Source organism: Streptomyces sp. NBC_00104 (assembly GCF_045160825.1).
Lineage (GTDB): Bacteria > Actinomycetota > Actinomycetes > Streptomycetales > Streptomycetaceae > Streptomyces.
The window spans coordinates 3,383,962-3,395,968 of the sequence record NZ_CP108215.1 but is presented as its reverse complement, the minus strand read 5'-3'; the positions used below and the strand labels follow the sequence as shown (position 1 = coordinate 3,395,968).

Here is a 12,007-nt window from a genome sequence, read left to right as displayed (position 1 = left end):
CCTAGGGCCCTTCTGTCCGGCGGACGGCTGCACAGGATCGTTACCTCGCGCTAAGCCTGTCCTCAGCTTGCTCTCGTAGTGTTGCCCCACGGTCAATCCCTACTTAACCGGTGGGAAAGACAGGAAAGACCTGCGACGGAAGCGGAAGACGGGACAAGGAAGAGATGCGGACGCTGGTACTGCTCGCGCTGGCGGGCCTGGGTGCCCAGCTCGTGGACGGCAGCCTGGGCATGGCCTACGGCGTGACCTCGACGACGCTGCTGCTCGCCATGGGCACCAACCCGGCCGCCGCCTCGGCCACGGTGCACCTCGCCGAGATCGGCACGACCCTGATGTCGGGCGCCTCGCACTGGCGGTTCGGGAACGTGGACTGGAAGGTCGTCGCCAGGATCGGCGTACCGGGCGCGGTCGGCGCGTTCCTGGGCGCGACCGTCCTGTCCCACCTCTCCACCGAGGTCGCCGGGCCGGTGATGTCGCTGATCCTGCTCGGTCTCGGCCTCTACGTCCTGTCCCGCTTCACCCTGCGCGGCCTGCCCAGGGAACGCCTCGACCGGCCCCTGCGGAAGCGGTTCCTGTCCCCGCTCGGCCTGGTCGCCGGCTTCCTCGACGCGACCGGCGGGGGCGGCTGGGGCCCGGTCGGCACCCCTGCCCTCCTCGCCAGCGGCCGCATGGAACCCCGCAAGGTCATCGGCTCCATCGACACGAGCGAGTTCCTCGTCGCCGTCTCCGCGAGCCTGGGCTTCCTCTACTCCCTCGGCTCGCAGGGCCTCGACTGGGCCTGGGTGGCCGCGTTCCTGCTGGGCGGGATGGTGGCCGCGCCCATCGCCGCGTGGCTGGTCCGCCTGGTCCCACCGAGGGTGCTGGGCTCGGCGGTGGGCGGCGTCATCATCGCGACGAACGTCCGCACCCTGCTGAAGAGCGACTGGATCGCGGCGTCGAGTGCGCTGAGCACCGTGGTGTACGTCGCCGTGTACGCCCTGTGGGCGGCGGCCCTCACGTACTCGATCCGCGCCCACCTCCGGGAGAAGGCGGCGGAACCGACGGCCGAGGAGCGGCAGCCGGTGACGGTGTAGGCACGGGCGTATCACTCGGAGCGCCGCTGCCGTCCCCTGGGCCCGGGGATCCGTCACGGTCTCCGCTCCCCGGGCCCAGGTGCCGCCCCGGGGGCGCCAGACGCTCTCCACGCCCACGATGATCGTCGCCCTGCGACCGTCGGAGACGCTGCTGCCCGGCGCGGTGAATGTCAACAGACCACTGGACGCACCGCCGCCGTCGTCATCGGTGGCTGACAGCCATCAGCCGGGCTGTGTCCCGACGCGCAAGAGCAGCAGGTCGAACTCGGGACCGTCGGGCGTGTTGCGGTACGGGCCCGCGTACTCGTAGCCGAGTCGGGCGTAAAGGTCCTGGCCGCGATGGTTGGAGGGCAGGGCGAGGAGGGACGACCAGGACGGGGCGATGGCCTTGAGGTTCTCCCGAGCGGGGACCAAACGGGGCGTGCCATTTCGCGTGCCAGATCCTGCGGGGAACGACGGGGAGTGGCCACGGTGCGGCTGGGGCCCCGACACCACCCCGCCGCAGGTCAGCGCAGCAACAGCCGTCAGAAGACCCGAGCTTCCCAAGCTCGTGGCGTGTTGGGGACGTCGAACCGCTGTGGGTGGTTCGGGCGTTAGGGCCTCGGGGAGAGGTCGGAGTTTCTACGCTGGTCTTTACGGAGCCGCACGGGTCGGGGGATCGGATGAGTGCTGAGAGTGTGCAGTCGGTGGCCAGGAGGACCAGCGGCACCGTCATCGCCGGGGACAGCGCCAGGGTGCAGCCGTGAGCGAGGAACCCGCAGCGGCACACGCCGCAGGGCCGCGATCCGTTGCCGCGGCCGGCAATGTTGGCGTAGCCATCACCGGTGACGGCGCCCAGGTGGTGACCTTGCCGGCCGAAGCGGTGCGCTGGGCCCAGGAGGTGCAGGCACCGCCAGGGGCCGGGAACCTGCCAGGGTCGGCGTCGGGGGTGTTTGTTGGCCGGATGCACGAACTCACCACACTGCGCGTGCTCCTGACCGATGCGGGGGAAGCCGCCGTCACCCAGATGACGCGGACGCGGGCGATCCACGGACTGGGCGGGATCGGCAAGACGACTCTCGCTCTGCACTACGCCCACACCTACCGCCGCGACTACACCCTGGTGTGGTGGATCACCGCCGAGACCACCGAGCAGATCGTCACCGGCCTGGCGAGCCTGGCCATGCGGCTGTGTCCGCAATGGGCCCTCACCGCAGGCGGGCCGGAACGCGCGGCGTGGGCGATCCTGTGGCTGCAGTGGCATCCCGGCTGGCTGCTCGTCTTCGACAACGTCGAACGCCCCACCGACCTGCGCCACTACCTCGGCACCCTCCCGGACGGGCACCACCTGGCCACCAGTCGCAAAGGCACCGGCTGGCACACCATCGCCCCCACCATGCCCCTGGGCCTGCTCGACGCCGACACCTCAGCCGAGCTCCTGTGCACCCTCGCCCTCGGCGGGCAGCACACCCCCACACCGCAACAACACCGGCAGGCGCAGGAACTCGCTGCCGAACTCGGCTACCTCCCCCTGGCGTTGGAACAAGCCGGCGCCTACCTGTACGAGACCGGTACCGGCCTGGGGGACTACCCCGCCCTGCTCGGCCGTGTCCTGGACACCGCCCCGGAAGGCATCGACCCGCAACGCACGATCGCCCGCATCTGGCAGCACACCCTGACCGCCATCCACACCCGAAACCCACTGGCCGTCACTGTGCTGCACACGCTCGCCTGGCTGGCTCCGGACGACATCCCCCGCCACCTCCTCACCCCGCTGGCCCCTGACCCGGTCGATCTGCGCGAGGCGCTGGGCGTACTCCATGCCTACAACATGATCTCGTTCTCCGCCGACCGGCAGAGCGTCAGCGTCCACCGCCTGGTGCAAACCGTCCTACGCAGCCCTACCACTGAGGCCGACACCTACCCTCCAGGCCGACAAGAAGCAGAGCACCTGGCCCAGCAGGCCCTCCTCCACCAGGACACCGACGACACGCCATGGGAACGTCTCCTACCGCACCTGTTGGCCCTCGTCGCCACAACGCCGCCACACTGCCCGCCATCAATTCAGACCGCTGACACGTACGAGACGGCGGCGCGGTACCTGTATCGGCAGGGACGAGACGCCCACACCATCGCCTTGCGTACAGCCACCCTCACCCAGCGCGAGCAGATCCTCGGCGACACCCACCCCAGAACCCTGACCAGCCGCAACAACCTCGCCGCCGCCTACCGGGCGGCCGGAAACTTGGCACGCGCCATCCCCCTGTACGAGACCACCCTCACCCAGCGCGAGCAGGTCCTGGGCGACACCCACCCCGCCACCCTGACCAGCCGCAACAACCTCGCCTACGCCTACTGGGCGGCGGGAGGTCTGGGGCGGGCCATCCCGCTGTTTGAGACCACCCTCGCCCAGTGCGAGCAGGTCCTGGGCGACACCCATCCGCACACCCTGAGAGGCCGCAACAACCTCGCCTCCGCCTACGAGTCGGCGGGGGATCTGGGGCGGGCCATCCCGCTGTACGAGACCACCCTCGCCCAGTGCGAGCAGGTCCTGGGTGACACCCACCCGGACACCCTGAGAGGCCGCAACAACCTCGCCGGCGCCTACGAGTCGGCGGGGGATCTGGGGCGGGCCATCCCGCTGTACGGGACCACGCTCACCCAGTGCGAGCAGGTCCTGGGTGACACCCACCCGGACACCCTGACCAGCCGCAACAACCTCGCCGGCGCCTACGAGTCGGCAGGGGATCTGGGCCGGGCCATCCCGCTGTACGAGACCACCCTCGCCCAGTACGAGCAGGTCCTGGGCGACACCCACCCGAAGACCCTGACCAGCCGCAACAACCTCGCCGGCGCCTATCAGACGGCGAGAGACCTGGAGCGGGCCATCCCGCTGTTTGAGACCACCCTCGCCCAGCGCGAGCAGATCCTGGGCAACAGCCACCCCGACACCTTGATCAGCCGCAACAACCTCGCTGGCGCCCGCAAAGCTGCGGCAGTTGTACAGCAGCCAGATACAACAACCCCAGCGGCCGCCCCCGACCATCAACTCCCCTCAGACATTCCAGAGCAACCGGTATGACCGTCCCCGACCGATCTCTGTAGAGCAACGGATCAGAAGGCTCCTGACATCCATGGTTGCCACCAACGACGCCGGACGGGTGCGCACACCAGCGTCTCTGCCTGGCCGTCGCACCAGTCGGTGGCAGAAGCGGGAGCAAGCTCGGATCGAACTCCTAAAGCGGGTGTCGCAGGCTCGCGGTCCGTAGCGCCAGCTGTGTCACGCTCCGCACCAGAAGCAGACTTCGACTCCGGGGTGCCCGTACTTCTGCGTGCCACAGCGGGTGCAGGTAGGCCGACGTGGACGGGCTGTGGGGGCGTAGGGGCCAGGTCTACCGTCGGGAGTCTGCCACTGCACGAACTCATTGACTCGATCTGCGTAAGGGCTCGATACGAAGCGAGGTTCGGTGGGCGGGGCTTCACGCCGTCGGCGAGCATCATCCAGTGCCTGCTGGATCTCCCGACGGATGCGAGCAGCTTCCTCCGCACGATGCAGCCGCCACCTTCTGTGAAGCATGAGAACGCAGCCAGTATCCGCTGTGCCGAACAGGACCGCTGGACCAAAGTAATCAGCGTGAGCGGTCCATCCAAGCCCCACAAACACTGACCAGGTCCCGCCGTAACCGGCGAGGTCTCTCCTCGGCACGGTCGTCATCCCGGCCCCGCTGGTGCGGCCGTTTCGCTCGACTCGGCTGAGGGCCGCCGGGGGCTGGGGACGGTGACCGGAAGGCCGAGGCGAGCCGCTTGTCCATCTCCAGCCGGAACGGTCCGGATGTTTTTCCCGCCGGTGCACGGGCTCGCCCGGTGCGCGGGCACCGGGCGAGCCCGCTCGCTCGGTCTGCGGGTTCACTCGGTCCGCGGGCTCAGTCGTCGAAGACGATGTCCTCGATGTCGTGGGTCCAGCGGACCTTGCTGTCGTTGACCTCGATGATGAGGTCGAGGCCGGTGCTGGTGTGCCCGGTGGAAAGGATGGTGAACGTGTCGGCCTTGCGACGCAGGAACTCCACGAAACCGCCGAGGCCGGGGTCTCCGTCGTTCAGCAGCACGTACTCGCCGAGCCGCCGGTAGAACTTGGGCAGGATGACGTCCTTGCTGACCTCCGGAGGGCCCACGACTACCGTGGGCTTCTGAGTCTTGTCGAGCGGCCACAGACCCTCGCCGTTGGCCTGGGCCTTGTGCACGGTCGCGGTCATGTCGTTGCGCAGGTCGGGGAAGAGGGACCGGTAGAAGGTCGGGTAGACGAAGCCCTTGGCGAGCAGCTTGTGGTTGACGGTCTCGTGCAGCATGGCCGGCGTGAAGAAGACGTTGCCGTCGGCATCGGCGTCGGGCCCTGCTCCGGGCCCGGTGAAGGCGATGCAGCGGCCGAGCGGGTCACCGCCGCGGGTCAGGACGTATCCGCGGACGGCGGCGGGGTTGGTGGGGGCCTTGACCTTCCCGCTCGGAGTGCGCTGTACGGGGTCGAACCCGAGGAGGCGCAGCAGTTCGGCGGCCGCCCCTTCGGCCTGCGCCTTGGGCTGGTGCAGCACGCCCCCGCCGACGAAGGGGGGATCGAAGTGCGTCTCCAGGGCATCGATGCCCTCCAGACGCAGATTGGCTCCGCCGGGGCCGCGGATCTGAATGGGAACCGGGCCGGGGATCGTGTCCCACACCGCCGGGTCGTCCGGGTAGAACCGGACCGTGTCCCCGTCGGGGCTCGTCCCCACGATCCGGAATTCGCCTTGGATGCGTGTGTACGGCATGAGGGGGCCTCCTCACGGACGCCTGGTAGCGGCCAGAAATGCGCGGACGGACGCCGCACGGCCACTCCTCACTATGCGTCCGCGGCGCCCGGGGGTCCTGTTGGCGGTTCAACGTCTGCGAAGGGAGACGTTGAACATCCCAAGCTGAGGGCGCCCGCCGCATGCCCGGGCTAGAGATGGGCTAGAGAAGGTCCCGCCAGAAGAGGGCCGTCGCTCGCGGGCTCCAACCCTCGTCGACCTCGCCCCGCGCCTCGTCGAACTCCTGATACATGTAGTCGGCCAGGTCCAGGCCGTAGTAGATGATGTCGGTCTGCCACATCGAGAGCACCGGATGCCCGGAGCTTCCCCGGCCCGCAGGCAGGTATCGGTGGGCATACACGGGCACCAGCACCGGCGCCTCCGCCAGATGATGCCGCGCCGTAGCCAGTGCCGCCGTCCCGTCGGCTGGACGCTCACCCCAGCCCTCGTACCAGAACCCGTTGTGCTCAACGTCGAGCAGAACACCCTCGACCGGCCAGTCGAGCTGTCGACGCAAGCTGTCCAAATCGCCGCCGCGCCACTCCGGCCAGGGCCTGGACCAGGTCTGCCCGTCCTCGGGAGGGACGTTGACCGGGAGCCCGGCCGCAAGGAATGCTCGGTGGTCGTCCGCGAACTCGAAGCCGTACTCGCACTCGATGCGCGTGAACTCGGCGTCCGTCAGCCCCGGATCGAACTCGTAGAGGCCTGTCTGTGCCAGGCGACGTGCGGCCTCCGCACCCAGGCGTACTCCCTCATTGCTGATCACCGCCGCACGCTAGCGCCGACCGCAGCCATCCGTCACCCGAGTTCTGCGGGGGCTCCGTCTCGGTTTCCGTCCCATTCGGCAGTGTTCACGCTCGTTGAAGGGAGACCCGCCCGCGCACATGTCCTGGCAGTCAGCCGCTCCCACTGTCAGACTGACGCTGTACGGTCCCGCTCCATGGCTGAGAGACCTACGACGAATTGGCGCCACGGCATGGCTGAGGAAGCCGAGGAGCTTGCCGACGGCACCCTGGATCCTGAGTGCGCCTGCATGGCGGGTCTGTTCCCCGAAGAACTGCTCACGGCGACCGATGCCGTCCTCGACACCTTCGAGAACGAGCTTCGCGGGCTGGCTGAGGCAGACGACGCGCAGATCTTCGGCGCCGTGGAGCGCGTCGTCCTGGCCCTGAACGCTGTGAACGAAGCGCACGGCGAAAGCGCCTACGAAACCGACGAGCGCGAGCAACTGTGCGACTTCATCGACCAGTCGCTCACCGAACGCGGCGTCGACGTCGTCGCACTGGCCGCCCGCCATGGACTCGGCCGGTACCAGATCACGGACAGGTGGCGTGAGTGGTGAGGCCGCTCGCTGGAGCCGCTCGGCATCAGCTGTGATCACTCGTCGCGTGCCAGATGCGTGCCAGATGCGTGCCAGAACGCCTGTCGGGCTCTTTCTCCCTGCAGCGGCCCGCGCCTTCCGTACGTGGGCGCCCAGCCCGGCGGCGACCTCCTCTCGCCGCTCGTCGTCGGAGTGCTGGTAGATCAGCGCCGCCTTCTCCGAGGACTGCCCGGCGCGGACCATGGTGTCCTCGAGCGTGGCCCCGGAGCGTGTGGACAGCGTGTGCCCTTCCGCCGCCGTCAGGCCGGGAACGAGCCCTGCACGCGCTTAGTCCGGGCGGCCGCCGCGACGCAGTGCGCGGGTGCACCAGCCGATGATCGCGGCGTTGACCGCTGCCCCGAGAGCGACGGCGATGATGGCCATGACGATGTTGTCCGGCAACACGAGGAGCACGAGGCTGGCGGGGGCGGTGGCAAGGAGCGGGATGACGCCTGCCATGGACTCGTCCGTGCTGTCGCCGATGGTCACCACCAGTGCCCACACGAGCAGGACGGCACAGACGCCGAGGTACACGAGGCCGACGACGCCGACGTGGTCGCGCAGTCGGCGGGGGACGGACCGGCCGGTATCGGTATCGGTATCGGTATCGGTCTCTGTACCGGTCATGGGGAGGGACTCCTTGGTTGCGTCGGTTGCGTCGGTTGCGTCGGTTGCGTCGCGGGGGTCGGTCGCGGTGGTCAGAGGTGGGTGCCGGGTGGGTTCGGGCGGGCGAGGCCGAGGTCGTACGCGAGGATCGTCGCCTGTACGCGGTCGCGCAGGCCGAGCTTGCGGAGCAGCGCGTTCACGTGGGACTTCACGGTGCCTACGGTGATGCCGAGTTGCTCGGCGATCTCCGTGTTGGTGAGTCCGGCGGCGACCAGCGTGAGGACGCCCCGCTGGCTGCCGGTCAGGCTGTCCAGTTCGGGGGAGCTCCCGACCGGGACCGCGGCGGGGGGTCCGGACGCGTAGTGGCCGATGAGGCGGCGGGTCGCGGACGGGGCGAGTACGCTCTCGCCGGCCGCCACCTCCCGGATGCCCTGCAGTAGTTGGGAGGGGTGTACGTCCTTGAGGAGGAAGCCCGAGGCGCCGGCGCGCAGCGCGTCGAAGACGTACGCGTCGAGGTCGAAGGTGGTCAGGACGAGCACGCGGGGCGCGTTCTCCCGTCCGGTGATGATGCGGGTGGCGGCGATGCCGTCCAGTTCGGGCATGCGTACGTCCATGACGACGACGTCGGGAGCCAGCTCTTCGGCCAGCCGCACCGCGGCGGCGCCGTCGGCGGCCTCGCCGACGACCGTCATGTCCTCCTCGGCGTCGATCACGGCGGCGAACCCCGCCCGTACGATGCCCTGGTCGTCGACGACCAGCACGTTGAGGCTCATCGGTTTCTCTCCTCGCTGTCCGGGGTGTCCTGCGCGACGGCGAGTGGCAGCCGGAGGCGGACCGTCCCCTGCGGGCCGGTGGTCACCGTGCCGCCGAGCGCCGCGACCCGCGTGGTCAGCCGCTCCCGTACGGCGGAGTCGGCGGCGCGGGGCACCCCCGTGGCCGTGAGCGTCAACGTATCGTTGTTCACGTCGAGTTCGAGCATCGCAGGCTCCTCGCCGCCGGCCGCGAGCACCGTCTCGGCGGCGCGGTAGGCGGCCAGGTCGACGGCGGTGGGCAGTCGTTCCGGTACGCGGTCGGTCAGCCGTATCTCGATGTCCCGGCCGGTGGCCCGGAGTTGGTGGGCGAGCAGGTCGAGCGCCTGGAGGGTGGGCTGCGGCCGTAGTTCGGCCCCTGTCTCACCCTCCCGGACGGTGTCGAGCAGGGTGCGCATCGCGGCCAGGGCCTCGCGGGCACGGGTCGCTGTCGCGTCGAGTCGGCCTGCCTCCGCCTCGGTGACCATGTCGGCGGTGCGGGCCAATACCGTGGTTTCGAGGCCGGAGGCGATGCGGCGGCGCTCGGTCCAGGCGTCGCGGACGGCCTCCTCGGTCCAGGCGGCGAGGCGTTCGTCGTGGGCGCGGCGGTCGGCTTGTCGGCGCCGGGTGCGGCGGCGTCCGGCCAGGTGAGCCGCGGTGCCTGTGAGGGTCGCGCCGACCGTGGTTCCCGCGATGACCGTCCAGAGGGGAGCGGCCGTACCTCGGTCCAGAACCGCGGTGGTGGCGGCCGCGGCGTGCACCAGCACCGTGAGGAGAAGGGTCGCGACGTGGCCGAGGGCCGGTGGGAGCTGGTCGCTCCCCCGCTCATCCGGGGCCCCCGTCGCGGCTGAGCCGTCTTTCGATACAACTCCACGCCCTCTGCGGGGCGTTGCGGTTCGGGTCGGTTCCCTCGCGAGGGCCGCGCACGTGGCCAACAGGCTCAGCGCGGGCGGGAGGAGGACCGGGCCGCTGTAGTTCCCCACCGCCATCGCCACCGGCCACAACAGCGCCAGCCCCAGCAGCATCCCGTACGCCGTACGCGGAGCCCTTCGCAGCCACAGCAGGGCCACCGCCTGGCCCGCCGCCAGCAGGGCGAAGAAGACACCCGCGGATACCCCCGTCGCGCTCGACGTCTCCTCGGCCCGGATGACCAGCACGGGCAACAGCGGCTGCAGGACCAGGCCCGCCGCCGCCACCACCTGCGCCACGCGGTAGGTCCTCGGCGCGGGCGGTTCCACCGTCGTGGCCGTCCGGCCCGGCAGTACCGCCCGTACCTCCCAACCGCCCTCCGCCGTCGGGCCGCTGTGCACCGTGCCGCCCGCCTCCCGTGCCCGGGAGCGCAGGAAGCCCTGCCCGCGGCCGCCGCCGAGTCCCGCGCCGTGCGCCACCGCACCGGCCGTTGGGGTCGTGCTGGTGACCACGACGTCGGTGCGGGTGTCGCCGTACCGGCACAGCACCCTCGTATGCGCGCCGGGGGCATACCGTGCGACGTTGGTCAGCGCCTCGCGCACGATGCCGTACGCCGCCTCCGCGACGGCGCCGTCCGGCAGGGGGTCGATCTCGCAGTCGACCTGCTGGTCCAGACGCCGGAACCCGGCGACCAGGTCCAGCAGCCGTTCCTCCGGTGCCGGCACATCCCCGCGGGAGGGCGCCGGCGCTCGTACCGCGCCGAGCGCGCGGGTGACCTCGCGGCCGGTCTCGACCGCGAACTCCAGTGCTTCCTCGGCCAGTTCGGGGCGCCGGTCGCGCAACCCGAGGGCCGCTCCCGCCGTGACCACCACGGCCGTCAGATGGTGGGCGCTGACGTCGTGCAACTCCCGTTCCATACGGCGCCGTTCGACCGCCGGGAGCCGGTGGCGCTCGGACTCGGCCCGCTTCAGCAGGTGTTCGGCCGCTCGCCGTGCGCGACGGGTTTGCCGTACGAGCAGGCCGGCGCCGCACGCAGCGGCGTACAGCAGAGCCGTCAGGACGAGGTCGAGCCCGTCGCGGTCGCTGAGCCCGTGCAGGCTGATGCCCTGCAGGAGCTGCCAGACGGCAAGCGCCACCACGCACAGCACGGCGGTGAAGGCGTCGTGTTCGGTCGCCACGGTGAACAGAGCCAGCGCGACACCCGCGGTCCCGAGCACCGCCGTCGCCCCGGCGGGCAGCGGTCCGGCACCCAGCGCGCAGGCGGCGGCGACCACGACGAGGGTGGCCACCGGGCGGGTACGGCGCAGGGCGAGCGCGGCCGTCACCACTCCGGCGACCAGGGCCGCCACGAGAAGGGAGGCCATCATGGGGGCCGGGACGGCCCCGCGTACCAGCGGCGCCCCGGGCCACACCACGGCCTGGGCGCAGATCAGCAGGACCGGGAACAGCCGGTCGTCGGTTCGATTCATGGCGGATCAAGGCTAGGGCCGCAGGTGAGCGGCCCGACTCCGGCTGGAGGCGGATTCCGGCCTCTTACCTGGGTTGCAGAGTCTCTACCTGTGGTTCGAGGCGCCACTCGTCCTGCAGCGCGAGGACGGCGCCATGCCCCCGGCCCTAGGCTCGATCACATCGAGAACGCGGTCGGCCACCGCTTCTACGGCCGTTTCTACGACCGCTTCCGAGACCGGCTCCACCAGCGGCTCCACCAGCGGTTCTTCCACGCTCTTCCGCGCTCTTCCGTGTATCCGGCCCAACTTTCCAACGAATTCAGGGGGATCTCCCATGTCCAAGCGCATTCTCTTCTCGTCGCTCATCGGCGCCGTCGCCCTCGGCGGAGTGGCCGCCGGCGGCCTCGCCCTGGCCGCGGCCCCCACGGAGCCGACCCTGGAGCACGGCTCGGCTCGCTACACGGCTCCGTCCGACGGCAGCGCGGGCTCGTTCGCCTACACCGTGGACGTGAGCGACGACTCGGGCATCCGGAGCCTCAAGGTCCTTGCCTGGCCCGCGAGTTCGAAGCTCGACCCGACCGCGGCGGAGCTTCGCTCGGCGGATGAGAGCGCCAAGTGCCGGAGCACCTCGGACGAGAGCGCCCGCTGCACCTACACGCTGAAGGTCACGAAGCAGGAGGCGGCCGACCTGGCCAAGGGCACCTGGTACGTCTCGGTACTGGCGACGGCCAAGGACGGGGGCACGACGTTCGTGCCCCGCGCCGCCACGTTCGACCTCACACGCTGACACGCCGGTCGAAAGCGCGCGCCGCCCCGTCGTTCAGTGGGGCGGTCTGCCGGAAGCGCGGCTTCCGGCAGACCGATCCTGCTTGTAGGCCGATCCTGAGGCCGGACCGATGGCCACAGGTCACCCGCGCGAGTCACCTGGCTGACGGTTGATCAGACAGCGAATTTCGAGGAGAGTCCGGGCATGGCGAGATGCAAGAAGTGCGGCGTGCGAAAGCGCCGTTGGCCCCGTTCCTGTCCC

10 protein-coding genes and 1 pseudogene are annotated in these 12,007 nt (G+C 70.3%); 4 read left to right on the top strand and 7 right to left on the bottom strand.

From position 1 onward, the window contains the following. Positions 1-164: 164 nt before the first annotated feature. Positions 165-1,073, top strand: coding sequence for a sulfite exporter TauE/SafE family protein (locus tag OG272_RS14730; RefSeq protein ID WP_326583054.1), 909 nt, complete (start codon positions 165-167; stop codon positions 1,071-1,073). A 222-nt stretch (positions 1,074-1,295) separates the two neighbouring features. Here the strand turns inward: OG272_RS14730 and OG272_RS14725 are convergent, their stop codons facing one another. Then, on the bottom strand, positions 1,296-1,487 hold the full coding sequence (locus OG272_RS14725; RefSeq protein ID WP_327729899.1) for a hypothetical protein: 192 nt from the start codon (positions 1,485-1,487) through the stop codon (positions 1,296-1,298). Between the two features lie 529 nt (positions 1,488-2,016). On the opposite strand from OG272_RS14725, the gene OG272_RS14720 reads away from it, so the two are divergent. Beyond that, a complete protein-coding gene (locus tag OG272_RS14720) occupies positions 2,017-4,134 on the top strand; it encodes a tetratricopeptide repeat protein (protein ID WP_405893577.1) in 2,118 nt (705 codons plus the stop codon). 841 nt (positions 4,135-4,975) lie between these two features. Here the strand turns inward: OG272_RS14720 and OG272_RS14715 are convergent. Together OG272_RS14715 and OG272_RS14710 are read right to left on the bottom strand one after the other, a co-directional pair. Then, on the bottom strand, positions 4,976-5,851 hold the full coding sequence (locus tag OG272_RS14715) for a nuclease (RefSeq protein WP_326583057.1): 876 nt from the start codon (positions 5,849-5,851) through the stop codon (positions 4,976-4,978). 181 nt (positions 5,852-6,032) lie between these two features. Further along, entirely contained in the window at positions 6,033-6,635 is a 603-nt protein-coding gene (locus tag OG272_RS14710) for a hypothetical protein (protein WP_327729901.1), read from the bottom strand. A 210-nt stretch (positions 6,636-6,845) separates the two neighbouring features. Between OG272_RS14710 and OG272_RS14705 the strand changes: the two genes are divergently transcribed. Next, entirely contained in the window at positions 6,846-7,211 is a 366-nt protein-coding gene (locus OG272_RS14705) for a hypothetical protein (RefSeq protein WP_327729902.1), read from the top strand. A gap of 78 nt (positions 7,212-7,289) precedes the next feature. Here the strand turns inward: OG272_RS14705 and OG272_RS14700 are convergent. The 4 genes and pseudogenes from OG272_RS14700 to OG272_RS14685 form a co-directional block, all read right to left on the bottom strand. Continuing rightward, a pseudogene (locus tag OG272_RS14700) lies at positions 7,290-7,478 on the bottom strand (site-specific integrase); the annotation flags it as partial. A gap of 39 nt (positions 7,479-7,517) precedes the next feature. Then, positions 7,518-7,856, bottom strand: a complete 339-nt coding sequence (locus OG272_RS14695) for an SCO4225 family membrane protein (RefSeq protein WP_405893575.1) — start codon at positions 7,854-7,856, stop codon at positions 7,518-7,520. 71 nt (positions 7,857-7,927) lie between these two features. Then, on the bottom strand, positions 7,928-8,608 hold the full coding sequence (locus OG272_RS14690; RefSeq protein WP_319690030.1) for a response regulator transcription factor: 681 nt from the start codon (positions 8,606-8,608) through the stop codon (positions 7,928-7,930). Then, a complete protein-coding gene (locus tag OG272_RS14685; RefSeq protein ID WP_405893573.1) occupies positions 8,605-11,001 on the bottom strand; it encodes a histidine kinase in 2,397 nt (798 codons plus the stop codon). Before OG272_RS14685 ends, OG272_RS14690 begins: the two co-directional genes overlap by 4 nt. A gap of 313 nt (positions 11,002-11,314) precedes the next feature. Here OG272_RS14685 and OG272_RS14680 point away from each other — a divergent pair, with 313 nt between their 5' ends. Then, entirely contained in the window at positions 11,315-11,767 is a 453-nt protein-coding gene (locus tag OG272_RS14680; RefSeq protein ID WP_327729905.1) for a DUF5707 domain-containing protein, read from the top strand. The last annotated feature ends 240 nt before the right edge of the window (positions 11,768-12,007 follow it).